Annotated in this window: 30 protein-coding genes and 1 tRNA gene; 16 read left to right on the top strand and 15 right to left on the bottom strand. The window is 61.5% G+C overall.

Translation table 11 applies throughout. The features are described 5' to 3' along the window. Window positions 1–6 precede the first annotated feature (6 nt). Entirely contained in the window at window positions 7–447 is a 441-nt protein-coding gene (locus tag FPT15_RS16435; RefSeq protein ID WP_256676469.1) for a DUF3757 domain-containing protein, read from the bottom strand. A gap of 148 nt (window positions 448–595) precedes the next feature. Next, the gene (locus FPT15_RS16430) at window positions 596–931 is read right to left on the bottom strand and encodes a hypothetical protein (protein WP_145162870.1); all 336 of its coding nucleotides are present in this window, start codon (window positions 929–931) and stop codon (window positions 596–598) included. A 262-nt stretch (window positions 932–1,193) separates the two neighbouring features. Between FPT15_RS16430 and FPT15_RS16425 the strand changes: the two genes are divergently transcribed. From FPT15_RS16425 to FPT15_RS16395, 7 genes are all read left to right on the top strand, one after another. Beyond that, window positions 1,194–2,816, top strand: a complete 1,623-nt coding sequence (locus FPT15_RS16425; protein ID WP_145162868.1) for a methyl-accepting chemotaxis protein — start codon at window positions 1,194–1,196, stop codon at window positions 2,814–2,816. 84 nt (window positions 2,817–2,900) lie between these two features. After that, on the top strand, window positions 2,901–3,113 hold the full coding sequence (locus FPT15_RS16420; RefSeq protein ID WP_145162866.1) for a cysteine-rich CWC family protein: 213 nt from the start codon (window positions 2,901–2,903) through the stop codon (window positions 3,111–3,113). Beyond that, window positions 3,113–3,805, top strand: a complete 693-nt coding sequence (locus FPT15_RS16415; protein WP_145162864.1) for a pseudouridine synthase — start codon at window positions 3,113–3,115, stop codon at window positions 3,803–3,805. Before FPT15_RS16420 ends, FPT15_RS16415 begins: the two co-directional genes overlap by 1 nt. Window positions 3,806–4,109: 304 nt before the next feature. Then, window positions 4,110–4,994, top strand: a complete 885-nt coding sequence (locus tag FPT15_RS16410; protein WP_145162862.1) for an alpha/beta fold hydrolase — start codon at window positions 4,110–4,112, stop codon at window positions 4,992–4,994. Window positions 4,995–5,193: 199 nt separating this feature from the next. After that, window positions 5,194–5,267 (top strand) — tRNA-Gly (locus FPT15_RS16405). A 195-nt stretch (window positions 5,268–5,462) separates the two neighbouring features. Further along, on the top strand, window positions 5,463–5,987 hold the full coding sequence (locus tag FPT15_RS16400; protein WP_145162860.1) for a DUF3833 domain-containing protein: 525 nt from the start codon (window positions 5,463–5,465) through the stop codon (window positions 5,985–5,987). 24 nt (window positions 5,988–6,011) lie between these two features. Next, on the top strand, window positions 6,012–6,317 hold the full coding sequence (locus FPT15_RS16395) for a DUF6482 family protein (protein ID WP_145162859.1): 306 nt from the start codon (window positions 6,012–6,014) through the stop codon (window positions 6,315–6,317). Here the strand turns inward: FPT15_RS16395 and FPT15_RS16390 are convergent. After that, the gene (locus tag FPT15_RS16390) at window positions 6,314–7,507 is read right to left on the bottom strand and encodes an MFS transporter (RefSeq protein ID WP_145162857.1); all 1,194 of its coding nucleotides are present in this window, start codon (window positions 7,505–7,507) and stop codon (window positions 6,314–6,316) included. The genes FPT15_RS16395 and FPT15_RS16390 overlap by 4 nt on opposite strands. Further along, window positions 7,504–8,667: an MFS transporter gene (locus FPT15_RS16385; RefSeq protein ID WP_145162855.1), complete on the bottom strand. Its 1,164-nt coding sequence runs from the start codon at window positions 8,665–8,667 to the stop codon at window positions 7,504–7,506. The genes FPT15_RS16390 and FPT15_RS16385 overlap by 4 nt, the downstream gene beginning before the upstream one ends. Window positions 8,668–8,762: 95 nt before the next feature. On the opposite strand from FPT15_RS16385, the gene FPT15_RS16380 reads away from it, so the two are divergent. From FPT15_RS16380 to FPT15_RS16370, 3 genes are all read left to right on the top strand, one after another. Beyond that, window positions 8,763–9,656, top strand: coding sequence for a LysR family transcriptional regulator (locus FPT15_RS16380; protein WP_145162853.1), 894 nt, complete (start codon window positions 8,763–8,765; stop codon window positions 9,654–9,656). 248 nt (window positions 9,657–9,904) lie between these two features. Next, the gene (locus FPT15_RS16375) at window positions 9,905–10,405 is read left to right on the top strand and encodes a methylated-DNA--[protein]-cysteine S-methyltransferase (RefSeq protein ID WP_145162851.1); all 501 of its coding nucleotides are present in this window, start codon (window positions 9,905–9,907) and stop codon (window positions 10,403–10,405) included. A 118-nt stretch (window positions 10,406–10,523) separates the two neighbouring features. Then, window positions 10,524–10,949: a low affinity iron permease family protein gene (locus tag FPT15_RS16370; RefSeq protein WP_145162849.1), complete on the top strand. Its 426-nt coding sequence runs from the start codon at window positions 10,524–10,526 to the stop codon at window positions 10,947–10,949. Between the two features lie 57 nt (window positions 10,950–11,006). Here the strand turns inward: FPT15_RS16370 and FPT15_RS16365 are convergent, their stop codons facing one another. From FPT15_RS16365 to FPT15_RS16350, 4 genes are all read right to left on the bottom strand, one after another. Then, complete coding sequence (locus FPT15_RS16365; protein WP_106577041.1) at window positions 11,007–11,534, bottom strand: DUF4142 domain-containing protein; 528 nt, start codon at window positions 11,532–11,534, stop codon at window positions 11,007–11,009. Window positions 11,535–11,653: 119 nt separating this feature from the next. Then, the gene (locus FPT15_RS16360) at window positions 11,654–12,295 is read right to left on the bottom strand and encodes a LysE family translocator (protein ID WP_145162847.1); all 642 of its coding nucleotides are present in this window, start codon (window positions 12,293–12,295) and stop codon (window positions 11,654–11,656) included. 53 nt (window positions 12,296–12,348) lie between these two features. Continuing rightward, a complete protein-coding gene (gene fos, locus FPT15_RS16355) occupies window positions 12,349–12,759 on the bottom strand; it encodes a fosfomycin resistance glutathione transferase (RefSeq protein ID WP_145162845.1) in 411 nt (136 codons plus the stop codon). A gap of 27 nt (window positions 12,760–12,786) precedes the next feature. After that, window positions 12,787–13,701 carry a LysR family transcriptional regulator gene (locus FPT15_RS16350; protein ID WP_145162843.1) on the bottom strand — a complete coding sequence of 305 codons (915 nt, stop codon included), beginning with the start codon at window positions 13,699–13,701 and terminating at the stop codon, window positions 12,787–12,789. A 68-nt stretch (window positions 13,702–13,769) separates the two neighbouring features. On the opposite strand from FPT15_RS16350, the gene FPT15_RS16345 reads away from it, so the two are divergent. Further along, window positions 13,770–14,258 (top strand): DMT family transporter, encoded by a 489-nt coding sequence (locus FPT15_RS16345; RefSeq protein WP_145162841.1) that lies wholly within the window; start codon window positions 13,770–13,772, stop codon window positions 14,256–14,258. On the opposite strand, the gene FPT15_RS16340 is transcribed toward FPT15_RS16345, so the two are convergent. The 6 genes from FPT15_RS16340 to yiaY form a co-directional block, all read right to left on the bottom strand. Continuing rightward, on the bottom strand, window positions 14,259–15,590 hold the full coding sequence (locus tag FPT15_RS16340; protein ID WP_145162839.1) for an MFS transporter: 1,332 nt from the start codon (window positions 15,588–15,590) through the stop codon (window positions 14,259–14,261). It abuts the gene before it with no gap. 59 nt (window positions 15,591–15,649) lie between these two features. Then, on the bottom strand, window positions 15,650–16,591 hold the full coding sequence (locus FPT15_RS16335) for a hydroxymethylglutaryl-CoA lyase (protein ID WP_145162837.1): 942 nt from the start codon (window positions 16,589–16,591) through the stop codon (window positions 15,650–15,652). Next, on the bottom strand, window positions 16,588–17,781 hold the full coding sequence (locus FPT15_RS16330; protein WP_145162835.1) for a CaiB/BaiF CoA-transferase family protein: 1,194 nt from the start codon (window positions 17,779–17,781) through the stop codon (window positions 16,588–16,590). The genes FPT15_RS16335 and FPT15_RS16330 overlap by 4 nt, the downstream gene beginning before the upstream one ends. 218 nt (window positions 17,782–17,999) lie before the next feature. Further along, the gene (locus FPT15_RS16325) at window positions 18,000–18,911 is read right to left on the bottom strand and encodes a LysR family transcriptional regulator (protein ID WP_145162833.1); all 912 of its coding nucleotides are present in this window, start codon (window positions 18,909–18,911) and stop codon (window positions 18,000–18,002) included. Then, the gene (locus FPT15_RS16320) at window positions 18,911–19,585 is read right to left on the bottom strand and encodes an NAD(P)H-binding protein (protein WP_145162831.1); all 675 of its coding nucleotides are present in this window, start codon (window positions 19,583–19,585) and stop codon (window positions 18,911–18,913) included. The genes FPT15_RS16325 and FPT15_RS16320 overlap by 1 nt, the downstream gene beginning before the upstream one ends. Window positions 19,586–19,677: 92 nt before the next feature. Next, complete coding sequence (gene yiaY, locus FPT15_RS16315; RefSeq protein WP_145162829.1) at window positions 19,678–20,826, bottom strand: L-threonine dehydrogenase; 1,149 nt, start codon at window positions 20,824–20,826, stop codon at window positions 19,678–19,680. Between the two features lie 123 nt (window positions 20,827–20,949). Between yiaY and FPT15_RS16310 the strand changes: the two genes are divergently transcribed. Beyond that, a complete protein-coding gene (locus FPT15_RS16310) occupies window positions 20,950–21,966 on the top strand; it encodes a DUF4917 family protein (RefSeq protein WP_145162827.1) in 1,017 nt (338 codons plus the stop codon). Window positions 21,967–22,026: 60 nt separating this feature from the next. Here FPT15_RS16310 and FPT15_RS16305 read toward each other — a convergent pair whose 3' ends face one another. Further along, window positions 22,027–22,554, bottom strand: a complete 528-nt coding sequence (locus FPT15_RS16305; protein WP_145162825.1) for a helix-turn-helix domain-containing protein — start codon at window positions 22,552–22,554, stop codon at window positions 22,027–22,029. 160 nt (window positions 22,555–22,714) lie between these two features. Here FPT15_RS16305 and FPT15_RS16300 point away from each other — a divergent pair, with 160 nt between their 5' ends. From FPT15_RS16300 to FPT15_RS16285, 4 genes are all read left to right on the top strand, one after another. Further along, window positions 22,715–23,497, top strand: a complete 783-nt coding sequence (locus FPT15_RS16300; protein ID WP_145162823.1) for an aldolase — start codon at window positions 22,715–22,717, stop codon at window positions 23,495–23,497. 27 nt (window positions 23,498–23,524) lie between these two features. Then, complete coding sequence (locus FPT15_RS16295) at window positions 23,525–24,397, top strand: dihydrodipicolinate synthase family protein (RefSeq protein WP_145162821.1); 873 nt, start codon at window positions 23,525–23,527, stop codon at window positions 24,395–24,397. A 137-nt stretch (window positions 24,398–24,534) separates the two neighbouring features. Further along, a complete protein-coding gene (locus FPT15_RS16290) occupies window positions 24,535–25,074 on the top strand; it encodes an RNA polymerase sigma factor (protein WP_106577053.1) in 540 nt (179 codons plus the stop codon). After that, window positions 25,071–26,039, top strand: coding sequence for a FecR domain-containing protein (locus FPT15_RS16285; RefSeq protein WP_145162819.1), 969 nt, complete (start codon window positions 25,071–25,073; stop codon window positions 26,037–26,039). Before FPT15_RS16290 ends, FPT15_RS16285 begins: the two co-directional genes overlap by 4 nt. Window positions 26,040–26,155 lie beyond the last annotated feature (116 nt).

The raw sequence follows: 26,155 nt of genomic DNA, 5'->3' as shown, positions 1-26,155 counted from the left end.
AGTCAATCAATTCTGGCGCCCGACCGTAAATGCACAATTGTCCGGCTGGCTGTCCTGACAAATGTAGACATCTTGTTCGAGTGGATCGGTGGCGAGTTCCCAATGCAGGGACTTCGTCAGCGACATCGTGCTGAGGGCCCCCGGCATGTCATACCGCAACGCCAGGCTTCGCCCGCTGCCCATCCGATAAACGCAGCGGTCCAGGTAGCCGTTCTCGCGATCCTTGCCCTGGCCGGGGGTGAAGAGCGCACCGATAAACCGATCAGCGAAGTCATCGGCGTCGACCTTCGGGCTTCGCCAATGAGACTGTTTATCCGACGCTTGAAAATAGCCGCTCACGTATTTGACCGATGAAGGGTAGGGACAGCCCTGTTCCGCATTCGCTTGCGCGATGCCACCCACTAACAATAAGAACCAGCACACACGTTTGATCAGAGAGCATTCCATAAACCCACCGCCTCCTCAGAGACGCACAACGGCGTCCCCAGCAGTGGAATGCAGATCAAACGCTTGCGATAGCTGTTAGAAATGACAGTGCCGACGAACGGCATGCATAAAAAAGCGGCGCCTGGGGCGCCGCTTGGGGCATTACCTGTCAACGATGGCCGCCACCGCCGCCGCGTCCACCACCATGGCCCGGCCCGCCATTGCCCCACCGATTGTTCCAGCCCTGGCCTGGATAAGGCCGGTAAGCGGGCCGTGGGTAATAACGCGGGGCCGGTTGGTAATAGCGCGGCGCCGAATAGTAACGTGGCGGCGGCGCATAGTAGCTGCGCCCATATTGATAGTAGGCAGGGCCACCGTAGTAATAGGCCGGTGCCGGCGCGGTGTAGACCTCGGAGCGATAGTAAGTAGCACCTCCATCGTAATAAGGCACACAGCCGGAAAGGGTCAGACCGAATAAAGCGCTGAGCAGCAGTCGTCGATACATGGCGGCCTCCTGGACCGCGGAAGAGCACCTCCAGCGACGCGGGAGGGCGGCATTCAGCTTTCACTGAATGACGAAACATCTGACATCAAAAACGGAATCTGGTGCGTTTTCGTAACGGTTTGATACATCTACTCAGGCTGTATCGATTCAGTAAATTAATCTGGATCGCAACTTTGTTGATTACCATAATGTCACTATGACATCGCATGGCGCCAGGGAGGCCCTAGCATGCACTCATCGCCACCCCGTCCGGACTCGACTCATGAAAATCTCAACCAAACTGCTGCTCTCCTTTCTCTTGTGTGCGCTGGTCACCCTAGGGGTCGGCCTGCTGGGAATCAAAGGGGTGGTTCGCCTCTCTTCGGCACTGGAGCTGACGTTCTCCAATAACCTGGTGTCCGTGAGCAACACGGCCGCCACCCTCAACGGCCTGGTCGCCCATAACCGCGGCCTGTACCGCTTGATGGATGCCAGCAAAGGCGACGTTTCCCCCCAGGATCGTGACCGTGTGCGCCAGGACATCGCCCAGGAACTCAAGCGCAGCCAGGCGTCCTACGCCACCTATCGCGCAACCCCACTGGAAGATGACGAACGGGCGGCCGGAGATAAACTCGACCAGATGTGGCCCTCCTACATCAGCAGTTCCGAACGCATCATGGCGCTGATCGACAGTGGCCAGGGCGATCAGGCCCGCACCCTGCTCAACACCACCAACAATGAACTCTTCCGCCAGGCGCGCGAGCTGATCCGCGTGATGATCGAGTCCAATAACCGCCAGATCAAAGAAGGCGCGATCGCTGCCGAGGAGCTGCGCAACAGCGCGTTGACGTGGATGATCAGCGGCATAGTGCTGGCCTTCCTCATTGCCATCATCGTTGGCATGTTGATCACCCGCCTGATCACCCGGCCCATCGCTCAGGCGGTCGAAAGCGCACAGCGCATTGCCAAGGGTGACCTGACCCAGGCCATCGTCACCGAACGCACCGACGAAGCCGGACAATTGCTGATGGCGCTGTCGGATATGCAGGGCGGCCTGAAAAGCACCCTGTTGGAAATCGCCAACGCCTCCGATCAGCTCGCGTCGGCAGCCGAAGAACTGAGCGCGGTCACCGATGAAAGCAGCCGTGGCCTGACCCGCCAGAATGATGAGATCCAACAAGCGGCCACCGCCGTCAACCAGATGACCGCAGCCGTGGACGAGGTGGCCAGCAACGCGGTCTCGACCTCTGAAGCCTCGCGCCAGGCCACCTCCGAGGCCGAAGATGGCCGCCAACAAGTGGAACAGGCAGTGTCCGGCATGAGTTCGATGGTGGTCGAGATCAACGACTCCACCCAATCGGTTGCAGACCTCGCCAGCCAAGTGCGAGAGATCGGCAAGGTCATCGATGTGATCCGTGGCATCGCCGACCAGACCAACCTGCTGGCCCTCAACGCGGCCATTGAAGCCGCCCGTGCGGGCGAGCAAGGGCGTGGTTTTGCAGTGGTCGCCGATGAAGTGCGGGCGCTGGCCCACCGTACGCAGACGTCCACGGTGGATATCGAGAAGATGATTGGTGAAGTGCAGACCGGTGCCGACGATGCGGTCGCAGCGATGAACAAGAGCCTGAGCTGGGCCACCGACACCCAGGCCCTGGCGCAGAATGCCGGCGAGGCGCTGCAACGGATCACCGCCAGTGTGGCGAAGATCAATGAACGCAACCTGGTGATTGCCTCCGCCTCCGAGGAGCAGGCCCAGGTGGCGCGCGAAGTCGACCGCAATCTGCTGAACATCCAGGACCTGTCCACCCAGACGGCCGCCGGCGCCCATCAGACCAACGCCTCCAGCCAGGACCTGTCGCGCCTGGCCACTTCGTTTAAAGTATTGGTCAGCAAGTTCCAGCTCTGAGTAGCCTGGGCAGGGTCGGCCCTGTATCGTACAACGCACACCGAGACTCTCCGCAAACTTGTCCGATCCAGCCCGAACCTGCCCATGACCACGCCATCACTCTGCCCCGCCTGCGGCGCCCGCAACGGCTGCGCCCTGGCTGACCCACGTACGGTCGACCAGGCCTGCTGGTGTTACAGCGTCACCATCGACCCGGCAGTACTGCAAGCCCTGCCCGACGCGTTGCGCAACAAGGCCTGCCTGTGCCCCCGATGTGCCCACGTCGATGCGCAGTTGCGCGGAGTCGAGCCGACGTAATGCGGGTTGATCGTTTCCTCAGTAACCTGCCGCGCTTCAATCGCCAGCAAGTGCGCTTGCTGCTGGTTGAGCGACGGGTGACTGTCGATGGCGTGGCGGTCAGCGATCCGCACCATGAGGTGCGTGAGTTCAGCCGCGTGTGTGTCGACAATGACGTGCTGCAAGCCGGCAAGCCGGCGCGCTACTTCATGCTGCACAAGCCCAAGGGGTGTGTCAGCGCCACAGCGGACCCGCAGCACCCGACCGTGCTGGACTTACTCGATGAGCCGGACAAAGGCGAGCTGCACATTGCCGGTCGTCTGGATTTCAACACCACCGGGCTGATGCTGATCACCAACGACGGCCAATGGTCGCGGCGCCTGACCCAACCGCAGACCAAGCTGCCCAAGGTTTATCGCGTGGAAACCGAACAGGCCATCACCCCGGCATACGCGGCAACTTTCGCAGCCGGTGTGTATTTCGCATTTGAAGACCTCACCACGCAGCCCGCCGAGCTGGCACTGTTGGGGCCAACGACTGCGCGGCTGAGCATCATTGAAGGCCGCTATCACCAGGTCAAGCGCATGTTCGGGCACTTTGATAACAAGGTCATCGGCCTGCACCGTGAACGGATGGGGCCATTGGTGCTGGATGACTCACTGGCGCCGGGCGAATATCGGGCACTGACTGAAAACGAAATCCTCGCGGTCTGATGACCGTTCGGCCGGTGCTGGCAATAAACCAGCTTGTTGGCTTGCGACCTGGCGTCTGTGGTGCTTGAATCAAGACGTCAGCCAAATTATGACTGGCGAGTCGCCTATAACCTCCAAGAAACACCTTGCCCCGCCCGCGCTTGATCTACGGGCCCCTCAGGCAAACAGCCCGCCCTAACAACAGCCGTCGGCCAGCCGTCATCGGACCGACATGGGTGCTCCTCTTCCAGGCGTATGCCTACCTGTCATAAAGCTCGTGCAGAGTGATCTGCGCGCCCTACCCGCTTGCCAGGAGTCTTACGACATGAGGCCAGAAATCGCTGTGTTGGATATACAGGGTCAGTATCGGGTTTACACGGAGTTCTATCGCGCGGATGCTGCTGAAAAGACCATCATCCTGGTCAACGGCTCCATGGCCACCACGGCGTCCTTCGCCCAAACCGTGAAAAGCCTGTACCCGCAGTTCAACGTGGTTTTGTACGACCAGCCCTACGCTGGCCGCTCCAAAATCCACAACCGCCACGAGCAGATGCTGACCAAAGAAGTCGAAGGCCAGATTCTGCTGGAACTCATCGACCACTTCGCCGCCGAGCACGTGCTGTCATTTTCCTGGGGCGGCGCTGCCACCCTGGTCGCCCTCGCTGCGCGCCCGCGCCGCGTGGAAAAGGCCGTGATCAGTTCGTTTTCCCCGGTGATCAACGCGCCGATGCGCGATTACCTTGAACGCGGTGTGGACTACCTTGGCAACCTCGACCGCGACCGCGTCGGCCACCTGGTCAACAGCACTATCGGCAAACACCTGCCGTCGCTGTTCAAGCGCTTCAACTACAAACACGTGAGCAGCCTGGCCGAGCACGAATACGGGCAGATGCATTTTCACATCAGCCACGTGCTCAACAGCGACCGCCTGTGCTACCTCAAGGCAGCGCGGCAAATCGACATACCAGTGCTGTTTTTGAACGGCGAATGGGACGAGTACACCAGTGCCGAGGATGCCAAGCTGTTTGGCCAGCATGTGGCCAAGAGCAGCTTCAGCACTGTTCAGGCGACCGGGCATTTTCTGGATATGGAGCACAAGGCGGCGTGTCGGGACAGCCGGGACGCGGTGGTGGGCTTTTTGAAACCGCAGCGACAGGTCAGTCGTTTGCGCTACCACCAGGGCCAGACACAGCATGCCTTTGCGATTTGAAATGAAAGCACTGCATAAACGCTCGCTTAGGCGGGAGCCGGGCTTGCCCGCGATGCAGGCACCTGTGTGTCAGTCACACCCAGGTGATGTATCGCGGGCAAGCCAGCTTCCGCATGAGCTTGAGCGACGCAACCCACACATTTTTCGAAGAAAAACTTCAAATCCCGATGAACATCTGGTACAAAGTCAGCCGCTCTGAGCGGGTATAGTTTAATGGTAGAACAGTAGCTTCCCAAGCTTCCGACGAGGGTTCGATTCCCTCTACCCGCTCCACTCACATTTCGCGCCTACGTCAGTTACGACGCAGGTGCCTAAAAAACCGGTCCTTGTGGCCGGTTTTTTTATGGGCGCGATCTGTGCATTCGTCACCTGCCGCGCGAAAACCTGTACAAATCAATATTTTTGTACAAGTATCAATACCAGGCGCTGGCGCTTTGCCGCGCACGATTACGATCACGGAGCCCGGCAATGACACGTCTGCTGATTTCATTGTTGCTGGCGTTGAGTTTGAGCAGTTGCGGCAACGTCGAGGTCGCCCACTACGCCGACCAGAAACTGCCATTGGACCTGGAGCGTTTCTTCAGCAAGCCCGTCAAGGCCTGGGGGATTTTCCAGAAGCGTTCGGGCGAAGTGGCCAAGCGCTTTGAGGTCAATATCGCCAGCCGGCGCGAGGGCAACGCGCTGATTCTCGACGAGCGCTTTCTGTACAGCGATGGCACGCGTCAGCAGCGCGTATGGACGCTGACCCCGGATGGCCCGGGGCGCTGGCGCGGTCGAGCGGGTGACGTGGTCGGCGAGGCGATTGGCGAAGTGGCGGGGAATGCACTGCGTTGGCGCTACCGTCTCAACCTGCCCGTGGACGGTTCGGTCTACGAGGTCAGTTTTGATGACTGGATGTACTTGATGGACGAAGACACGCTGATCAACCGCTCCAGCATGACCAAGCTCGGCGTCGAATGGGGCCAGGTCACGCTGTTCTTTCGCCGCCAATGAAACAACCCACCGCGAGGGTTAACCATGAACCTGAAAATGCTCACTGAATTGGCCGAGAAAGGCGAGATACGGGAGTTGGAGCTGCTGTCGCTGGAGGGTGGCTTCTACATCGCGCGGGTCAGGTTGGATCATGTCGAAATGACACTGGTGGACGATGACGCCAAGCCCATGCGCATCGGCTCCACCACGCACTTGCGCGACCTGTTGCAGCGGGTTCCGCCGTTTCCGTGTGTGCTGGTGCAGCACAGCGTGCACGATGAAATGTGCGGTGTCCGCGAAGGGCCGATCGGCGCGTTGCGTATACCGTTTACGCTGGCCTCGCCCGTTTAAACCCCATCACGTATCCCACGCTGCACCACCCACGCCAACGGCAAGGTCACCAGCAACATCACCGCCAGCACCATCACCGCCACCGGCACACCGAGCGCATCGCCGACCCCGCCGAACACCGCCGGCGCCAGCGCTCCGCCGCCAATGGTGCCGGTGTAGAACACCGCAAAGGCCTGTTCGCGTTTGCCCGCGCTCGCCAGGTCCGGGACGGCGCCGTAGAGCACAGAAGACGTGCCGTTCAGCGCCAAGCCTAGCAGCGGCAACATCACCATCAAGCCACTCAGCGGCAGGTACACGGCTGTGACGATCAACAGCGCGGTGCTGGTTTCGGTCAACCAGACGGTTTTCATCATGCCAATGCGCGCCCCCAGGTAGCCGCAAAGCAATTTGCCGAACGCACCGCCAATGAACAGCATCGTCAGCGCCAGCCCAATGCCCGCCGTGCCAGCGCCTTTGGCTTGCAGCAGAAACGGCAGAAACGTGAGAAAGCCCATGCGCACGGCGCTGTCGAGCGTACCGGTGAGGATCAGCGCACGCAGGCCTGCGACCGAGCCCGTGCCACCGGGCGGCCGGGCTTTTTCGGTGGCACCGGACTCGCGAACTTGAGCCGGCACCAGCCACCACAGCAATCCCGCTGCCGCCAGACCGAGCAGCCCCAGCAGGGTGGCGCTGGCGCGCCAGCTGACGACGGTAAGCAGCAGGCCCACCACCCCAGGAATCAGGGTTTTGCCGATATCGCCGCTGAAGTTGTACTGGGACAGCGCCTGCTTGACGCCACCACCGTCCTCATAAGCGTCGGTGATCATCGAGGAGGCCAAGGGGTGTTGGGTGCTGGCGCCCAAACCGCCCAGCAGCAACGCCAACAGCAACAAGCTCAGCGATGTGGCTTGCCCCACCAATAAATAAGCGACACCCGCAAGCGCAGTGCCACCCACCAGCAACGGCAAACGGCCCCAGCGTCGGGCGGCGCGGCTGGCTATCAGTTGGAACACGGCCATCATTGCGGAGTAGGCGCCACGTAACAGGCCGATCTGGGCGTAGGACAAGGCAAACTGCGCCTGCCAGATCGGCAGCAACACGTAGATAACGTCGGTGAGACCATCGTGTACGGCGTGAGCGCTGCAACCGGCGATCAACGCGCGGCGCCGGCTGGAGGTTTCGCGCACAGGCACGGCAACAGTGTCATTCATGGTGTCGGAACCGGCTCAGGTTTGAGGAGCTTCCAGCCCGTCAGGGCGATCAGCAGGGTCAGCAGTTGAAAACCGATAATCAGCGCCACACAGCCGGCCCAGCCCCAGCGTTCCCAGATCAATGCCGGGACGATGGCACCGCAACTGCCGCCCAGGTAATAGCACGTCAGGTAAACCCCCACGGCGCCAGACTTGCTCTCACCGGCGGTGGCACTGATGAAAGCATTGGCGGCGGCCTGGGCCAGGAACACGCCGGTGGAACTGAGCGCCAGGCCCACCACAATGCACCACAGCGAAGGCGCCAGGGTCAGCGCCGAACCACCGACACCGAGCGCGGCGGCGACCGCCAGCAGTTCGGCGTGAGGTCTGGCTTTGCTGAGGCGCCCGGCGATGGGAATCACGATCAACGCCAGCAAAAACACCATGTAAAGCGTGCCCAGCGCCGCAGGCCCGAGGTTGAACGGTGGCAGGCCAAGGTGCAAACCTGCGTAAGTAAATGCCGCAACCTGGGAGAACAACACGCAAAAACCTACGCCGTATGCCGACAGCAAAGGTCGGCGAAAAACACCTGAAGAAACCGCTCCAGGCCGTTCGCCGCGCGGTCGACTGGCGGGCAACAGAAACTGAATAAACCCACCGACCATCAGGCTCAACACCGCCAGCAGTTCGAACGCTTCGCGCCAGCCCACGTATTGCGTCATCACACCGGTGACGAAACGCCCGGCGAACCCGCCCAGTACGGTGCCCGCCACGTACAGGCTAGTGACCTCGGTCACCGTCGCGCCACGCCAACGGTCGCCGATGTAAGCCACGCTGGTGGCAAACACCACCGGAATCAACATGCCCTGCACAAACCGCCACACCAGCACGTCGGCAAAACTGCTGGCGTAGGCGGTCATCAGCGCAGGAACGGCCAGCAGCAGCGCGGCCACGGCGATGACCGTGCGCTGTTCGAAGCGCCCGGTCAGCCGGCTGACAAAGGGCGCGGTGATCGCCACCGCCAGGGTGGTGACCGTGATGCTCCAGCCCGCTTCCTTGGCGCTGATATGAAACTGCGCCGCAAAGGTCGCGAGGATGCTCTGGGTGGCGTAGAGGTTCAGAAACGCCGCGCAGCCACACAGGAACAGGGCAAGACGGGCACAATGCAGGCGCGGTTTCATGAAACCTCTCGTTTTATTTTGTAACGCCTTTATAGAATGGCCGTCGGGTCTTAAACCAATACCGATTTCGAACCGATCAATACCCAAGGATCAGGATGCTCGACCTACGCAAGCTGCGTTACTTTCTGACGGTCGCCGAAGAATTGCACTTCGGCCGCGCAGCACTGCGCCTGCACCTGGCCCAACCGCCGCTGACCCGACAGATTTCAGCGCTGGAGACAGAGCTGGGGTTCAAGCTGTTTGATCGCACCAGCCGCACGGTTTCTCTCACCGCCCAGGGTCGTTCGTTCTTGCCCTACGCGCGCGGCGTGTTGGAGCAGGTTGAATTGGCACGGGTCATCGCCGGCAAACTGGCAGCGGGCACTGCAGGCCAATTGGCGCTCGGGTATGTCAGCTCGATCGCCTTGTCGGACCTGTTCAGCCAAGCGATCCAGGCCTTCGCCCAGCGCTTGCCCGATGTGCAGTTGACCTTGGTGGAGTGCGCCTCGGGCAGCCTCGGCGCGCAAGTGGCAGACGGCCGGCTGGATATCGGATTGAGTCGGCTGTTGCCGCAGACAGCAGACGTTCACGCGTTGTCGTTGGGCGAAGAGCGGCTGGTGGCCGCGGTGTCCAGCGACAGTCCGCTGGCCAAGCTGGCGCAGGTCAGCTTGACGCAACTCAGTGCGTATCCGCTGATTCTGTTCCCGGCCGACTACGGGTCGGGTCTGAACCAATCCATCGAGCACCTTTACCGCCGCCACGCCCAGCCTTTGCGCGCGGGGCCAACCGGGCGGCAGATCACCTCGATCATTGCCTTGGTGGCCGCCGCACAAGGCGTCGCGTTGGTGCCCGCCTGCACCCAAAGCCTGATGAACAAGGGCGTGACGTATCGGCCGCTGGTGGAGGCGGATGCGTGCGCGCAATTGTTGGTATTGACGCCCGCGCAAAGGAAAAATGTATTGGCTGATGCATTTCTCGCCATCCTTGCGCAGGTGTTACACAGCCGGTAATGCCTTGGAAAACACCGTAAGACCTCGATGCAACAACACGCCGAGGCGCTCATTCAACACCGACCATCGACCGTCGTCAGACGGCATGTTCATCTCTCGGTAACGGGGATTTCCATTGGCCCAACGGGCGCCAATGGAACGGCCAGCCCCTAGAGGAATTTGATCGCAAGAAACGCGGTTTCCAAACAGGCAGATGGCATTACAGTAGCGTCCTGGCTTTTAACACCCGCCCTTCGAGGAGCCCGCTCATGCCCTACGAATACACGCTCATGCCCTCCCCCGTCGGCCAGCTCACCCTGGTGGCCCGCGACGGCAAGCTCAACGCGATCCTCTGGGAACAAGAACGCGCCAACCGCGTACGCCTGGGCGAGTTGCGCGAGGCCAACGACAGCCCGGTGCTTATGGAAACCGCGCGCCAGTTGCGCGAGTATTTCGCCGGCGCACGCAGCCAGTTCGAGCTGGAACTGGACTTCAACGGCACGCCTTTTCAACAGCAGGTCTGGCAGGCGCTGCTGACCATCCCGTTTGGCGAAACCCGCAGCTACAGCCAGATCGCCGAGCAAATCGGCAACCCCAAGGCCGTGCGCGCGGTGGGCGCCGCCAACGGGCGTAACCCCATCTCGATCGTTGCGCCCTGCCATCGGGTAATAGGCGCCTCCGGTGGGCTGACCGGGTTCGCCGGAGGGCTTGGCGCCAAACAATATTTGCTCGCGCTGGAAGGTGGACGCCAGGCAGAACTGGGCTTGTGAGGCGAACCGCGACAAAAACGTACAACTTTGTTCACCGGCGCTTTTGTAAAAAGAAATTTCAAAGAACCGCTGCGGTCCATAATTTCATCACCCACCCCTTAAGGAAGGAAAAACGGTCATGAAATTCTCCGCAGTCTCTCAATCCCTGTCCCGCTGGGCAGGCAGCGCCCGGACGTTCTATGCGGCCGTCGCGTTGATTTTCCTGTGGAGCCTGAGCGGACCCTATTTCCACTACAACGACACCTGGCAGCTGATCATCAACACCTCGACCACCATCATCACCTTCCTGATGGTCTTCCTGATCCAGAACACACAAAACCGCGACAACGACATCCTGCATATCAAGATCGACGAACTGCTGCGCGTCTCCAAGGACGCCCAGAACGCCGTGTTGAGCCTGGATGGCCTGGACCGCAAAGAACTGGAACAACTGCGCAAGCAATACCGCAGCATCGGTGACACCGGCACGGTCAGCTTGAGCTCCAGTTGTGGTGAAAGGGTCGACGATGCGCACCCCAACAAAACCGACTTGAATCAAGCCTGAAAAAAAAACGGCGGTTGGAAATCATCCAACCGCCGTTTTTCATTTCAGGTGACGCAATCAACCGTCGCCTTGATGACCTTTACCGTAAGTCGAGGCCAGGGCACGGGCTTTTTGCAGACGCTCTTCGAGCTTGGGCAGCGTCTCGTCCACCAGCGCTTTTATCTCTGGCACATCCGACGCCGCGCCTTCTTTCTTGAACAGGGCGATGGCGTCTTCGTTTTCCTTGACCTGCTGCGCGGTGTAGGCGGCGTCGAAGGAGTCGCCGTCCTTGAGTTCAGGCATCAGGGTTTCGGCCTTGTCGACGATCTTCTCGCGCGGGGCCACAGGCAAGTCGAGCTTCTTGGCGATGGCCGCCAAATGCTGGTTGGCCAGGGTGCGTTCGTTGATGACCTCGATGGTGTAGTCCTTGATTTCCTGGGACGACGTCCTGGCGTGGGCCATGCGACTGGTTTCGATATCGGCCATCCCTTTGGCCGAAGCCTGCTCGATGAATTCAGCAGGCGACTGGGCGAAAGCATTGCTGGCGCCGAGGCCCAGCAGCATCGCGAAACTGGCGGTGCGTAACCGGATAGCCATGCGGCTCATGATAGGTTCCTCCAGGGCAAAAATAGGGGCGGGGAAATACGCCCCGCCCTGAATTCGAATTTTCAGGGCGGCAAAGGTTTAGAAAAAACTCGCCAGCGCGACGAACGGTCGTCGTCGCCTCAAGCCGGTTTGCTGGCGAACAGCCCTGGCAACGCGTGCGCCAGGGCGTTAATGGCGAAGCCGATAAACATCACGCCACACAGCCTGGTGATCAGGATTTCATGCCGCTGGTACACCGTGCGCACGCGCTGGGCGCCCACCACGCCGATCAGAATCGCGTAAGCCAGCAGGCCGCCGATGAAACTCAGCAAGATCAACGACGGCAGCATTGCCCATGTCAGCAACTCGGCACGGCTGGACAGCAGCGCCGTAAAGGTTGCAACCGCCACCGGGTAAGCCTTGGGGTTGGTCAAGCCGAACAGAATGCCGTGCCAGAACGGATGGCGCGCCGCGCCCTGAGGCGCATCGCTGCTGCGGCGCTGGGTGCGAATCGCCCGCCAGCCAAGCCAGAACAAGTACCCACCGCTGAGCACGCCCAGCACATCAAAGGCACTGCTGCCGACTTCCCGCGCGCCCACAATGGCGACCAGTGCCGTACTGCACCACACCACATCACCCAGCAAGTGCCCGCACAGAAAACCCGCCCCGGCGCGACGACCACGAGACGCGCCGATACCAAATACCGCGAGGACGCCCGGCCCAGGCGTAATCCCATAGATAAAACCCGAAGCAAGAACGGCGAGCAGCAAGGAGGGGGTCATGGACGCGACTCTGACAGGCGATTGAAGGTGCAGCGATTCTGCACGTTCTGGCGCTACGGGTAAAACTGCATGCCTGCATAAGGCTTGGCGCGGCAGGCGTGAAGGCGCGAAGCCAAGTCGCCGACATGCGCCTCGAGCTTGTGCCCATCGGGGTCGAGAAAGTAGAACGAGGCACCTTCACTGCGGTTGTCGCGCCACTCTTGCACCTTGGCGTCTCGCAAGCGCGCCACCAGCGCGGCGAACTCATGGGCGGCGGCGGTGAACGCGTAATGGGTGTAATCCGCCGCAGGTGTGGTTGAACGTGAAGGATCGAGCGACAGGCACAGCCACAAACCGGGCAATGAGAGGTACGCGCCCTGGTCCCAGGTGGCGTCGAGCTTAAGCTGCAGCAGCTCATGGTAGAAGCTGACGCTGCGGTTCAAGTCTGTCACGGCAAGGGTCAGGTGGTTGAAGCCTGAGAACATGAGAGTTTTTTCCTGTGATCTATAGCCTTAGGACAGCACACCTTGCACCTGCCCAATCAGCCACTGCAACCCCGAATCGCCGCCCCGCCGTGCATGCCACGCCAGTTCAACGGCAAACGAGGGGATATGAAACGGTGGCGGCACGGCCAGCAGATGCTGTTGATCGATAGTGAGCAAGCCCCTGGATGACACCGTCAGAATCAGGTCGGTGCCCTGGATCAGCTGCGGCGCCACGCCCCAATGCGGCAGGCTGATTGCCACATGGCGCCGTTCACGAATCGCCGTCAACGCCCGCTCGATTTCCGGCGTGCCGCTGCCGCGCATTTCCAACAGCACGTGCGGGCGCGACAAATAGGTGGGCAGGTCAAGCACGCCACTGGGCGGCAGGCTGTTGCGGTCGACCAGGCAGCTGTAATGCTCCTCAAACAAAGGCGTGGTGCGCAGTTCGGCGGGCATATCGGGGAATACCCCGGCGGCCAGGTCGATGTCGCCGTTGAGCACGGCGTCTACCATGCCTTCACGGCTGGCCTGGACGATTTGCAGGTCGATGCCAGGGGCTTCACGGCGCAGAACGCGGACCAGCGCCGGCAGGAAAATCGCCGCGCTGTAGTCCGACATCGCCACGCGAAACCTGCGCTTGGCCGACGCCGGGTCAAACCGGTTCGGCGCCAGCAGTGCTTGCACCTGGGCCAGGGCTTCAGCCAACGGCGTCGCCAACTCCAGGGCTCGCGCGGTCGGCACCAATGTTCCGCCCTGGCGCACGAGCAAGGGGTCACCCAGCAGATCCCGCAAACGCGCCAATGCATGGCTGACTGCCGGCTGGCTCAAGTGCAGACGCTCGGCGGCGCGGGTGACGTGTTGCTCGCTGAGCAAGGCTTCCAGAATCACCAGCAAGTTGAGGTCGACGCGACGCAGATCATTCATCGGCTGCATGCTCAGCATAAGAATTTGGAATTTAAATTTGCACAACGAATAGCCTAGAGTCCAGCAAAACCTCTGGGAGATTCGAAATGACGACGTTGCATTGGCTGGGTTTGCTGGCGCTGGCGGTGATCGCCGGGGCGGTGGTGCCGTTTCAAAGCGCAATCAACGCCAACCTCGGACGCGGGCTCGGTCACCCGTTGTGGGCCACGCTGGCGTCACTGTTGGTGAGTATTATAGTGCTGCTGCCGGTCATTCTGGCGCTGCGTTTACCGCTGCCGAGCCTGGCGTTCATCACTCAAGCGCCGTTGTGGATGTGGGCCGGTGGGGCATTTGGCGTGTGCTTTATTTCCCTGGCGCTGATGCTGTTGCCCAAGCTCGGCGCGTCGGGGTTCATTGCCTTGGCCATGGCCGGACAGATTCTCGCCTCACTGTTGCTCGATCACTTCGGGCTGTTCGGCCTGGTGGAGCGCCAACTGACAACGCCCCGCGTGTTGGGGGCGCTGTTGTTGATTGGCGGCGTGGTGTTGATTCAGTTCAGCAGCACGCCTGCCCGAACGTTGGCAGCGACAGGCTGATCAGGCCTTGTCGAGCGTACGCAGCTTGTGTGGCAAGCCCCACAACAACAATGCCGCGGCCAACAGGGCGCACATGCCGATCACATACAGCGCCGGGGTGGTGCTGCCGGTGAGGTCCTTGATCCGCCCCACCATCACCGGGCTGACGATGCCGCCGAACTGACCGAGGGTGTTGATCACCGCGATGCCGCCGGCCGCACCGGCTCCCGCGCCCGCCAGCAGTTTGGGCGGCAAGGTCCAGAAGGTCGGGATCGAGGCGATGATGCCCGCGCCCAGCATGCCCAGGGCGATGATCAGGAACGTGGTGTGGTCGGCAAAAATCCCGGCGCTGAAAAAACCTATCGCCCCCAACACCACCAGGCCACAGACAAACTTGCGCCGCTCGCCGGTGGCGTCCGACAGCCGCCCGATCACCACCATGCTGATCGCGCCGCACACATAGGGAATCGCGGTGAGCAGGCCGATCATCACCGGGCTCTGGGTGCCGGCGCTGCGGATCAACTGCGGTGCCCAGAAGTTGAGCCCGTAGGACGCGACCTGGATCAGGAAGTAGATAAAACCGAGCATCAAGAAGCCTGGAATGCGGATCGCCGACAGCAGCGAACCCCCGTGCTGATTCGGCTCATGCCTGGCGATTTTGCTCGACAGCAAGGTCTTCTCTGCAGGCGTCAGCCACTGCGCGTCTTCAATACGGTCTTTGAGCAACGTCAGCACCAGAAACCCCAGGCCGATGCAGGGCAAGCCGCCGAGCAGAAACAACCAGTGCCAGCCGCGCATCTGCAACACGCCGTCCAGATGTTCCAACACCAGCCCCGAGAACGGCGCGCCGACCAACCCCGCAAAGGCCGAAGCCAGAAACAGCAGCGAGGTGATGCGCCCACGAAAGTGCTGCGGGAACCACAAGGTCAGGTAATACAGCACGCCCGGCGCGAAGCCAGCCTCCATGGCGCCGATGATGAAACGCAGGCCGTAGAACTGCCACTCGGCGGTGACAAACACCATGGCCGCCGTGGCCAGGCCCCACGACATCATGATCCGCGCGATCCAGCGCCGCGCGCCGACCTTGTACAGCATCATGTTGCTCGGCACTTCGAAGATCACATAGCCGACCACAAACAGCCCGGCACCCAGGCCATAAGCGGTGTCGCTCAGGCTCAGGTCGGTTTGCAGTTGGAACTTGGCGAAGCTGATGTTGATGCGGTCAAAAAACGCGAACAGGTAGCACACCATGATCAGCGGCATCAGGCGCCAGGCGACCTTGCTGACCAGGGCTTTTTCGGCATCGATCTCAGCGGCCGGGCGCGCGCCGGCCTCTAACGTATTAGTGCTCATGCTTTCTCTCCAGCGGGCTGCTCAACGGCGCCCGATTGTTTTTGTTGTCTGGTGCGGTGTTACAGCGTGGCGATGTAAGCGGGCGGCGGATGCAGGTCGCAATTGCGCCCGGCCTTGGCCACCTGGCCGGGCAGCTCATGGCCAAGCAGCGCCGGCAGTCGGCGGGACATGTGCAGCAGGTGCGGCAGGTCGATCCCGGTAGCAATCCCAACCTCTTCGCACAGGTTGACCAGGTCTTCGGTGCAGATATTGCCCGACGCCCCCGGCGCGAACGGGCAGCCGCCAAGGCCGCCCAAGGCCGCATCAAATCGGCGCGCGCCCGCTTCGTAGGCCGCCAGCACATTGCACAAGCCCAGGCCACGGGTGTTGTGAAAATGCAGGGTCAGATCGCTGGCTGGCACATGCTGCAATACACGTTTGACCAGGCGCTCAACTTGGCGCGGGTTGGCCATGCCGGTGGTGTCGGCCAGGGTGATGCCCTGGATGCCCAACGCGCGATAGGCATCGACGATTTGCAGCACGCGGTCTTCATCAATCTTGCCTTCGAACGGGCAACCGAAGGTGGTGGCGATGCTGCCGTTGAGGCGTACCGGGTAGTCGGCGGCAAAGCTGACGATGTCTTTAAAAGCCGCCAACGACGCCTCGCAACGCATGCGCATATTCGCCAGGTTGTGGGTCTGGCTGACGGACATCACCAGGTTCAACTCATCGGCCCGGGACTCGATGGCGCGCTGGGCGCCCTTGAGGTTGGGGATCAACGCCACATAAATCACCCCGGGCTTGCGCGCGATGCCCTGGAACACCTGCTCGCCATCACGCAACGCCGGAATGGCCTTGGGCGAGACAAATGAACCGGCTTCGATCCGCGAAAACCCGGCCAGCGACAGCTGGTCGATCAACGCGATTTTGTCGGCGGTCTCGACCCAGGTCGGCTCGATCTGCAGGCCATCGCGCGGGGACACTTCCTGCACGATCAGCGGGTCGCAATATTCGGTGATCATTGCACCACTCCCGAGGTTTTCAGGCGTTGGATATCGGTATCGGTCAGGCCGAGGCTGCCGAGGATGTCGTCGGTGTGCTGGCCCAGTGTCGGGCCTTGCCAGTTCACCGCGCCGGGGGTTTCGGACAGCTTGGGCACGATGCCGGGCATTTTTACCGACACGCCGCCAGGCAGTTCGGCATTGAGCAGCATGTCGCGCGCCTGGTAATGCGGGTCGCTGACGATATCGGCCACCGAATAGATGCGCCCGGCCGGCACCTCGGCAGCCTCCAGGGCGCTGAGCACCTGGTCGATGGGCAAGCTGCTGGTCCAGTGGGTGATCGCCGCGTCGAGCAAGCCACTTTTCGCCGCGCGGCCATCGTTATGGGCAAACTCCGGCGCGTCGGCCAGGTCGGCGCGGCCGATGGTGGTCATCAAACGCTTGTAGATCGGGTCACTGTTACCGGCGATCACCACATAGGCACCGTCGGCGGTCAGGTAGGTATTGGACGGCGCGATGCCGGGCAAGGCGCCGCCGCTGCGCTCGCGCACATGGCCGAGCATGTCGTATTCAGGCACCAGGCTTTCCATCAGGTTGAACACGCTTTCGGCCAGCGACACATCGACAATCTGCCCGTCGCCCTGCCCGGTCTTGACCCGCAGCAGCGACATCAGCGCGCCGATCACGCCGTGCAGTGACGCGAGGGAATCGCCCAGGCTCACGCCCACCCGCGCCGGTGGCGAGTCCGGATTGCCGGTGGTGTAGCGGATGCCGCCCATGGCCTCGCCGATGGCACCGAAGCCCGGGCGGTCGCGGTAGGGGCCGGTCTGGCCATAGCCAGAGATGCGCACCAGGGTCAGCTTGGGGTTGAGGGCGTGCAACACGTCCCAGCCCAGGCCGAGTTTTTCCAGGCCACCGGGGCGCAGGTTTTCGATCAGCACGTCGGCGTCGCCGAGCAATTGCTTGATCAAACCCAGGCCTTCCGGGGACTTGAGGTCCAACGCCAGGGACTTCTTGTTGCGCGATTGCAGGTACCACCACAGCGAAGTGCCTTCGTGCAGCTTTCGCCATTTACGAAGCGGATCGCCCTGGCCCAGGGCTTCGATCTTGATCACCTCGGCGCCAAACTCGGCCATCAGCCGGGCGGCGAACGGCGCGGCAATCAGGGTGCCGATCTCAATCACCTTGATACCGCTCAATGGAGCCGTCATGGGGTGTGCCTCTTATTCTTGGAATGTGTGGCCAAGGCTAGAGGACAGCCGTGGGAGAAATCCAACCGTCAGTTGGCAAGCAGCGTTCGTGGATTGCGAACGGTTACGCCCTGTCGGCGCCCATCAGATCGCTCTCGCGGGCAAGCCCGGCTCCCACAGATGAGCGGGTTTCCCTGTGGAAGCCGGGCTCGCTCGCGGTGAGGCCGTGCGTGTCTGAATTACGCTTGCGTACCGCGCAGGTATTCAAACAACAGGCGACTCACCGGCGACAGCTGCGCCTGGTCACGTATCACCACAATCAAACTGCGATCCGACCAGGCATCCGTGAGCGGCACCGCGTGCAACCCCAACGCGCGGCCGAACAGCTCGTAAGCTTTTTGCGGCAGGATCCCGATGCCCATGTTCGCCTGAACCATCCGGCACATCGCATCAAACCCTGGCACGTGGATGCGCAGGCGCAGCATCTTGCCGGCCTCGCGCGCGGCCGCGTGGGTGCGCATATTGATCGAGCTGGCGGCATGCAGGCCAACGTAATCACTGTCGAGTGTTTCGGCGAACGCCAGGGTTTCGCGTGCGGCCAACGGATGCGCCGCCGGCATCAGCACCACCAGTTTGTCGTGGCGATAGGTCACGCTGGGCAGGCCTTTGGTGTCAGCGTCACTGGAACAGATCCCAAGGTCGGCCACGCCGTCCAGCACGCCCTGTACCACGCCATTGCTGGGGCGTTCTTCCAGGTCGGTTTTCACCTCGGGGTGCAGCGCGCAAAAGTCCCGCAAGTCTTCCGGCAGAAACTGAATGATCGCCGACAGATTGGCCAGCATGCGCACATAACCGCGCACGCCGTGGCTGTGCTCGCCCAGTTCCAGGCCCATTTTTTCGACGTTGAACAGCATCTGCCGCGCATGGTGCAACAGGGTTTCGCCCGCCGCCGTCAGGTCCATGCCCTTGGCCCGGCGCACAAACAGGCTGACGCCCAGCACCTGTTCCAGCTCCATCAGCCGCTTGCTCGCGGCCGACACCGCGATGGCTTCACGGGCTGCCGCGCGAGTCAATGTGCCCTCTTCAAACACCGCAACGAACAGCTGCAAGGTGATCAGGTCCAGGCGACGCACCAGGCTCTTGTGCAACATCAGCTGCGCTCGGCGGCCAGGCGATTGATCTCGGCCTGCTCCACCACCGCGTTTGGCGCGCCATGGCGCACGGCCGCCAACATGGCCTGGCCGACGGTCTCGGTGCTCACTACCCAGGCGGGTTTGAGCCGACGCACAAACGTGAGCAGCGGCCCGAGCACGGAATAAAAGGATTGGTACAACGGCGTTTTCGAGCGCACGCCATGCAGCGGCTGGATCACCCCCGGCCGAAACAGGTACACCGCCTTGAACGGCAAGCGCAGCAAGGCGTTTTCGGTTTTGCCCTTGACCCGCGCCCACATCGACTTGCCCGCTTCGGAGCTGTCGGTGCCGGCGCCGGACACGTAGATAAAGGTCATCTGCGGATTGAGCCGCGCCAGGGTGCTGGCCGCGACCAGGGTCAGGTCATAGGTGAGGTGGGTGTACCTGGTTTCATTCATGCCCGCCGACGAAACGCCGAGGCAGAAGAAGCACGCATCAAACCCCTGCAGCAAGTTTTCCAGCGGCTGGAAATCCAGCATGTCGCTGTGCAGCACCTGATGCAGCTTGCCGTGTTCCTGGGTCAAGGGCGTGCGGCCAACGGCGACGACTTCCTGCACATCTGCGGCCAGCAGGCACTCGCGCAGCACGCCTTGGCCGACCATGCCGGTGGCGCCGAATAACAGAACTCTCATGGGGGGACCTCAGCGGCAAGCCGCAAGCTTCGTGCTCAAGTTGAATGCAGTTGAGCCTGTAGCTTATCGCTTGCCGCGTGCGACCGCCCTCTTTAGAACGCGCTGCGGAAAATCTCCTCGATCTGGCGCTGATCGGCGCGCCGCGGGTTGGTCAACCCACAGGCGTCCTTCAACGCATTGGTGGCCAGCAGCGGAATGTCTTGCAGCTTGGCCCCCAGCTCGCGCAAGCCGGCCGGGATCTCAACCTCCTGGGCCAACGCACGGATGGCGGCGATGGCGGCCTGGGCGCCCTCTTCGGGCGTGATCCCCTTGATGTCGGCACCCAAGGCGCGCGCCACGTCGCTCAAGCGCTTGGCGCAGACGCTGGCGTTGAAGCTTTGCACATGGGGCAGCAACACCGCGTTGCATACGCCATGGGGCAGGTCGTAAAGGCCGCCAAGTTGGTGGGCCATGGCGTGCACAAACCCCAGGGACGCATTGTTGAACGCCATCCCGGCGAGGAATTGCGCGTAGGCCATGTTTTCCCGCGCGACCTTGTCGCTGCCGTCGCGTACCGCCAGGCGCAGGTTAGCGCTGATCAGTTCGATTGCCTTGATCGCGCAGGCGTCGGTGATCGGTGTGGCGGCGGTCGACACATAGGCCTCGATGGCGTGGGTCAACGCGTCCATGCCGGTGGCGGCGGTCAGGCCCTTGGGCATGCCGACCATCAGCGTCGGGTCGTTGACCGACAGCAGCGGCGTGACGTTGCGGTCGACGATGGCCATTTTCACGTGGCGGGTTTCGTCGGTGATGATGCAAAAGCGCGTCATCTCACTGGCAGTACCGGCGGTGGTGTTGATGGCCACCAGCGGCAGTTGCGGCTTGCTGGATTGATCAACGCCTTCGTAGTCGCCGATATGCCCGCCATTGGTGGCGCACAAGGCGATGCCCTTGGCGCAGTCATGGGGCGAACCGCCGCCCAGCGACACCACGAAATCGCAGTGGCCGTGCTGCAACAGCGCCAGGCCTTTCTCGACGTTTTCCACATTGGGGTTGGGCTTGGCGCCGTCGTAGATCACCGAGTCGATGTCCTGCATCGCCAGCTTCTCGGCGATCATGCTGGCCACGCCCGCTTTGGCCAGGCCCGTGTCGGTGACGATCAGCGCTTTGCGAAAGCCGTAATTGCGGATGGCAACCATGGCTTCGTCGAGGCAGTCGGTGCCCATGATGTTGACGGCGGGAATGAAGAAGGTGCTGCTCATGGCAAATCCTCAGAGGCGTTATGCCTACAGGATCCACCTGAGTTGACCGCGGCATCTTGATCAGGATCAACGCCAGCTCGTGATAAAGTCACCACCCAGCCGATTTCGAGTAGACCCGCCGCAATGAAGGATTTCCAGGATATTGACGCCCACCTTGAAGACTGGAACGCGCTGCGCAGCGCTGTCGACTTCAGTGGGATTCTGATCGGCAACGGCGCGAGCCGGGTGATTTGGGAAGACTTTGCCTACGACTCGCTGTTTGAAAACGCCCGCACCGTCGAAGAAAAACCCCTCAGCCAATCCGAGCTGAGTGTGTTCGACGCCCTGCAAACCCGCAGCTTCGAGCAAGCGCTGGGCGCACTGAAAACCACCAGCCGGGTCAACAAGGCGCTGGCGGTCAGCTCGGCGGCGCCGCGTAATCGCTACTACGCGATCAAGGAAGCGCTGATCAATACCATCCACGCCGTGCATATTCCGTGGCGCCTGGTGCAGCCGTCCACACTGGCGACGATCAACGCGGAACTGGCCAACTACGCCACCGTCTTCACCACCAACTACGACCTGCTCAACTACTGGGCCATCCTGCACACGCCGGGCATCGATGACCTGTTTCGCAGCGCCGACTCAAGCTTCGACCTGCGCAACACCCGCACCGACGCCACGCGCATTCTGTACCTGCACGGCGGCCTGCACCTGGTGCGCAACCTCGACGGCACCGCGCGCAAATTGCCGTCCACCAACAGCACGTTGCTGAGCAGTTTTGCCATCAACAACACGATCAAGACCCTGGACGACGTGCCGCTGTTTGTCAGCGAAGGCAATGTGGAAGAGAAGCTCAAGACCATCCGCAGTTCGGACTACTTGTCGTTCTGTTATGAGCAGTTGCTGACCCACACGGGCGCACTGTGCATTTTCGGCCACGACCTGGGGCCGCAGGATAAGCACTTGGTGGATGCACTTTGCCAGGCCAGGATCACGACCCTGGCGATTTCGGTGTCGGGGCGCAGCGACGGGTTTATCCGCCAGCAGAAGCGCCGCTATTCAGAGTTGTTTGAGGGTAGCGGTGTGGAGTTGAAGTTTTTTGCGGCGCGCACCCATCCGTTGGGTAATTCGGCGCTCTCGGTGCCGGTCGAGCGCTGATCCCCCGAACAAAGAAGATCAAAATGTGGGAGTGGGCTGTATTCCAACCTGGAAACACGGTCATTCTTCTGAGCTGTGCACCACCACCAACAACTGCGCCTGCACCTCGCCCACCGAGCGAATTCGGTGGGGTTTTTGCGCATTAAAGTGCAGCGCATCACCCCGATTCAGAATCACCCGTTCGCTCATGAAATCCACTTCGACCTGGCCTTCATGCACGAACAAAAACTCCTCCCCAACATGCTCCTTGAAGGTCTTGTCAGTGAACTGCGCCGGCGGGTAGATGATGAACGGCAGCAAGCTGCGCTCACTCACCTGATGGGCCAGCACCGCATAACCTGGCGCGGTGTCGGGCCGCTCGTGGCTGCGCACCAGGCTGTAGCTGTCGAGGCTGACGCTGTCTTCGCTGAACAGCTCTTCGACCTTCACGTTCAGCGCCTTGGCCAGCTTCAACGCGGCGGCGATCGACGGCGTGTTGAGCCCGCGCTCAACCTTGGACAGGTAACTCTTGGTCATCCCGGATTTTTCGGCCAGGGCTTCAAGGGTCACGCCAAGTTTTTTTCTCAATAATTTCAAACGGATAGACATGTGCTGCGTTTAATCCATGCAGAAAAGCCAAGGCTGCGCTTGCCAATGACACAAAGTGTCATATAGCATCTTTAGTGTCATTTGCGTTCACCCAACGACCTTGCGAGCAGCGGGAGAGCAGCAAACCCGACGTCCATTGAACCACCCAAGGGACACCGATATGGCCAAGACATTAGCACTCCCCAAAGACCAACTGGTCAAGCAAGCACTGATGCAGATGCAAAACACCCTGGCGGATAATACGTGGACCGACCGGCAAAAGCTGGCGCTCACGTGCCGCATCCTGTTCGAGCACGGTCACGACTCTGGTCTGGCCGGGCAGATCACCGCCCGCGGGCCAACGCCTGGCACCTATTACACGCAGCAATTGGGCCTGGGTTTTGACGAGATAACCGCCAGCAATTTGCTGCTGGTCAATGAGGACCTGGAGGTTTTGGAAGGCCACGGCATTCCCAACCCGGCCAACCGTTTTCACACCTGGGTGTACCGTGGGCGGCCGGATGTGAACTGCATCATCCATACGCACCCCACGCATATCGCCGCGCTGTCGATGCTCGAAGTGCCCCTGCAGGTGTCGCACATGGACCTCTGCCCGCTGTACGAAGACTGCGCATTTTTGGAGGCCTGGCCGGGTGTGCCGGTGGGCAATGAGGAAGGCGAGATCATCACCGCTGCGTTGGGCGACAAGCGTGCGATTTTGCTCTCGCACCACGGCCAGCTGTCCACCGGGGCGAGTATCGAGGAAGCCTGCGTGATCGCGCAGTTGATCGAGCGTGCGGCCAAGTTGCAGCTGCTGGCGATGGCGGCAGGCACGATCAAACCGATCCTGCCGGAACTTGGCCGCGAAGCGCATGACTGGATCTCCAAGCCCAAGCGCCACGGCGCCGCGTTCAACTACTACGCCCGGCAGAACCTGCGACAACACGCCGATTGCCTGAACTGATTGCCCTTTTTCAAGCGGAGACTCTTTATGTCCAACCCCACTCTTCACGGCATCATCGGTTACACCATCACCCCGTTCAGCGCCGACGGCCAGCGCATTAACCTCGACGCCCTCGGCCGCTCCATCGACCGGTTGATCGACAACGGCGTGCACGCCATCGCGCCGTTGGGCAGCACCGGCGAAGGCGCGTATTTGAGCGATGCGGAGTGGGATGAGGTCAGCGCCTACAGCCTGGCAAAAATCGCCAGACGCGTACCGACGGTCGTCAGCGTGTCCGACCTGACCACCGCCAAAGCCGTGCGTCGCGCGCGTTACGCCGAAGCCAATGGCGCCGATGTGGTGATGGTGCTGCCGGCCTCGTACTGGAAGCTCAGCGAAGCGGAAATCCTTGCCCACTACGCCGCAATTGGCGAGAGCATCGGCGTGCCGATCATGCTCTACAACAACCCGGCCACCAGCGGCACGGACATGTCGGTGGACTTGATCCTGCGCATCGTCAAGCAGGTGGCGAACGTGACCATGGTCAAGGAAAGCACCGGCGATATTCAGCGCATGCACCAGTTGCATCGTCATAGTGACGTACCGTTTTACAACGGCTGCAACCCGCTGGCCCTGGAAGCGTTTGCGGCAGGCGCCAAGGGTTGGTGCACGGCGGCGCCAAACCTGATCCCGAAGCTCAACCTGGAGTTGTATAACGCGGTGCTGGCCAATGACCTGACACTGGCGCGGGAATTGTTCTATCGCCAGTTGCCGCTGCTGGAATTCATCCTCAAAGGCGGTTTGCCGGCGACGATCAAGGCCGGGTTGCGGTTGACCGGGTTGGAGGCGGGTGATCCACGCTTGCCGGTGTTCCCGCTGAGTGAAGCGGGGATCGAGCAGTTGAAGACACTGTTGCGCTAGAACAGTGGTCCCCGTGGGAGCTGGCTTGCCAGCGCCCACATTTTGACTGAGTGCCTCGGTTACCTAGAGACAAATGACAATAGTTCTCGATATCATTCGCGGCTTTTCTACGTCGTGCTTCGTCAAGAAGGATATCCATGTCTCGTCCCAAGCCCGACCCGTTGTCGGCCGATGCCTTTCGCGGGTTTTATGCAGACATTCTGTATTTCCTGCGCAAACGCACGGACAACGCCAGCGACGCGGCGGACATGACCCAGGATGTCTTCACCCAATGGCTGGACTACCGCGACCGCGCCAAGGTCGAGCAGCCACGGGCGTTTCTGTTCCAGATGGCGCGCAATTTGCTGCGCGATCACTGGCGTAAACAGAAGGTACGGCAGACCGTCCACTCAGACCCGGCCGCAAGGGACGCCGAGCCGGTCACCGACGAGCAAAACGACCCCATGGCCGCCGCGCAACGCTTGCAACGCCTGGAACAGTTGAAAGAAGTCCTCGCCGAGCTCTCGCCCCGCAGGCGAGAAGCCCTTATGCTGCACCGCTTCGAAGGCCTGAGCCAGGCGCAGATCGCCGAGCGCATGGGCATTTCGACCAGCATGGTGGAAAAGCACATCGCCTTGGCCCTGCTGCATTGCAAGCGACGCCTTCAACACGAACCCGGCACGGAGCAGCCAGAATGAACCGCCTGAGCGACCTTGACGCACTGGACATCGAAGCGAGTGACTCCATCGATGCCCAAGCCGCCAGCTGGTTTGCCCGCAACCGCAGTCACATGGGGCGCGCCGACCGCAGGGCATTTGCTGCCTGGCAGGCCGAACCCACCCATGCGCGTGCCTACGCCGAGTTCGAGCAACTGTGGGCCGACCTCGCCCAGTTGCAGCAATTGAACAAACCGGTGCCGTTGCCCAAGCGCAAGCCGTCGCTCTGGCGCCCTGCCCTGGCAGTGGCGGCCGCGCTGGTGTGCGCCGTGCTGGCCACACCTATCGGCGCACCGCGCGAGCTTTATCACAGCCAGATTGCCGCGCATGCCAAAGGCATGCGCACCCTGAACCTGCCCGATGGCAGCACCCTGTACGTGAATGCCAACACACGCCTGCGCGTGGATTTCAGCGCCCACCAACGCATCCTTCACCTGGACAAAGGCCAGCTCTACATCGACGTCGCCGCCGACAAGGAACGGCCGCTGTACGTGCAAGCCGGCGAGGCGAATGTGCGGGTGGTCGGCACCGGTTTTGATGTGCGGCGCAGCCAGCAGCAGCTGGTGGTGAGCGTCGCCCATGGCCAGGTGGCGTTCGAGCCCGACAGCAAAAGCCCGGTGAGCGTGCTCGGCGCTCAACAACGCGCTATCTACAGCTACGCCAAGGGCACAGTGCAACAACAAACCCTGAGTGCTGAAGAAGTGGCGGACTGGCGCAGCGGGCACCTGTCGTTTCGCAACCGCGACCTCGCCAGCCTGATCGACGAGCTGAGCCTCTATCGGCCGCAGGCACCGCTGCAGGTCAGCAAATCAGTGGCACACCTGAAGGTCTCGGGCAATCTGGATGTGAATGACCCGGACGCCCTGCTCAACGCGCTGCCTGCCCTGCTGCCAGTGAAAACCGTGGCCTCGGCCGATGGCGTGGTGAGAATCGAACCCATCAAGTAAGACTGGCATAGCCACACTTGAGAATATTTTGCATTCGCATGTGTGGTTTTTTTGGCCTGCCCCGTCTTCCTCCCGACTGTGTTTGATACGCACACCTTTTTGGCTATTTAGCCACC

The sequence above is a fragment of the Pseudomonas sp. RGB genome, from assembly GCF_007713445.1.
Lineage (GTDB): Bacteria > Pseudomonadota > Gammaproteobacteria > Pseudomonadales > Pseudomonadaceae > Aquipseudomonas.
This window is presented reverse-complemented; position numbering and strand designations above follow the sequence as displayed.

Bases quoted from the DNA above. Each gene is read 5' to 3' on its own strand.
- FPT15_RS16435 (WP_256676469.1), bottom strand. From the start codon at position 447: ATGGAATGCTCTCTGATCAAACGTGTGTGCTGGTTCTTATTGTTAGTG.
- FPT15_RS16430 (WP_145162870.1), bottom strand. From the start codon at position 931: ATGTATCGACGACTGCTGCTCAGCGCTTTATTCGGTCTGACCCTTTCC.
- FPT15_RS16425 (WP_145162868.1), top strand. From the start codon at position 1,194: ATGAAAATCTCAACCAAACTGCTGCTCTCCTTTCTCTTGTGTGCGCTG.
- FPT15_RS16420 (WP_145162866.1), top strand. From the start codon at position 2,901: ATGACCACGCCATCACTCTGCCCCGCCTGCGGCGCCCGCAACGGCTGC.
- FPT15_RS16415 (WP_145162864.1), top strand. From the start codon at position 3,113: ATGCGGGTTGATCGTTTCCTCAGTAACCTGCCGCGCTTCAATCGCCAG.
- FPT15_RS16410 (WP_145162862.1), top strand. From the start codon at position 4,110: ATGAGGCCAGAAATCGCTGTGTTGGATATACAGGGTCAGTATCGGGTT.
- FPT15_RS16400 (WP_145162860.1), top strand. From the start codon at position 5,463: ATGACACGTCTGCTGATTTCATTGTTGCTGGCGTTGAGTTTGAGCAGT.
- FPT15_RS16395 (WP_145162859.1), top strand. From the start codon at position 6,012: ATGAACCTGAAAATGCTCACTGAATTGGCCGAGAAAGGCGAGATACGG.
- FPT15_RS16390 (WP_145162857.1), bottom strand. From the start codon at position 7,507: ATGAATGACACTGTTGCCGTGCCTGTGCGCGAAACCTCCAGCCGGCGC.
- FPT15_RS16385 (WP_145162855.1), bottom strand. From the start codon at position 8,667: ATGAAACCGCGCCTGCATTGTGCCCGTCTTGCCCTGTTCCTGTGTGGC.
- FPT15_RS16380 (WP_145162853.1), top strand. From the start codon at position 8,763: ATGCTCGACCTACGCAAGCTGCGTTACTTTCTGACGGTCGCCGAAGAA.
- FPT15_RS16375 (WP_145162851.1), top strand. From the start codon at position 9,905: ATGCCCTACGAATACACGCTCATGCCCTCCCCCGTCGGCCAGCTCACC.
- FPT15_RS16370 (WP_145162849.1), top strand. From the start codon at position 10,524: ATGAAATTCTCCGCAGTCTCTCAATCCCTGTCCCGCTGGGCAGGCAGC.
- FPT15_RS16365 (WP_106577041.1), bottom strand. From the start codon at position 11,534: ATGAGCCGCATGGCTATCCGGTTACGCACCGCCAGTTTCGCGATGCTG.
- FPT15_RS16360 (WP_145162847.1), bottom strand. From the start codon at position 12,295: ATGACCCCCTCCTTGCTGCTCGCCGTTCTTGCTTCGGGTTTTATCTAT.
- fos (WP_145162845.1), bottom strand. From the start codon at position 12,759: ATGTTCTCAGGCTTCAACCACCTGACCCTTGCCGTGACAGACTTGAAC.
- FPT15_RS16350 (WP_145162843.1), bottom strand. From the start codon at position 13,701: ATGCTGAGCATGCAGCCGATGAATGATCTGCGTCGCGTCGACCTCAAC.
- FPT15_RS16345 (WP_145162841.1), top strand. From the start codon at position 13,770: ATGACGACGTTGCATTGGCTGGGTTTGCTGGCGCTGGCGGTGATCGCC.
- FPT15_RS16340 (WP_145162839.1), bottom strand. From the start codon at position 15,590: ATGAGCACTAATACGTTAGAGGCCGGCGCGCGCCCGGCCGCTGAGATC.
- FPT15_RS16335 (WP_145162837.1), bottom strand. From the start codon at position 16,591: ATGATCACCGAATATTGCGACCCGCTGATCGTGCAGGAAGTGTCCCCG.
- FPT15_RS16330 (WP_145162835.1), bottom strand. From the start codon at position 17,781: ATGACGGCTCCATTGAGCGGTATCAAGGTGATTGAGATCGGCACCCTG.
- FPT15_RS16325 (WP_145162833.1), bottom strand. From the start codon at position 18,911: ATGTTGCACAAGAGCCTGGTGCGTCGCCTGGACCTGATCACCTTGCAG.
- FPT15_RS16320 (WP_145162831.1), bottom strand. From the start codon at position 19,585: ATGAGAGTTCTGTTATTCGGCGCCACCGGCATGGTCGGCCAAGGCGTG.
- yiaY (WP_145162829.1), bottom strand. From the start codon at position 20,826: ATGAGCAGCACCTTCTTCATTCCCGCCGTCAACATCATGGGCACCGAC.
- FPT15_RS16310 (WP_145162827.1), top strand. From the start codon at position 20,950: ATGAAGGATTTCCAGGATATTGACGCCCACCTTGAAGACTGGAACGCG.
- FPT15_RS16305 (WP_145162825.1), bottom strand. From the start codon at position 22,554: ATGTCTATCCGTTTGAAATTATTGAGAAAAAAACTTGGCGTGACCCTT.
- FPT15_RS16300 (WP_145162823.1), top strand. From the start codon at position 22,715: ATGGCCAAGACATTAGCACTCCCCAAAGACCAACTGGTCAAGCAAGCA.
- FPT15_RS16295 (WP_145162821.1), top strand. From the start codon at position 23,525: ATGTCCAACCCCACTCTTCACGGCATCATCGGTTACACCATCACCCCG.
- FPT15_RS16290 (WP_106577053.1), top strand. From the start codon at position 24,535: ATGTCTCGTCCCAAGCCCGACCCGTTGTCGGCCGATGCCTTTCGCGGG.
- FPT15_RS16285 (WP_145162819.1), top strand. From the start codon at position 25,071: ATGAACCGCCTGAGCGACCTTGACGCACTGGACATCGAAGCGAGTGAC.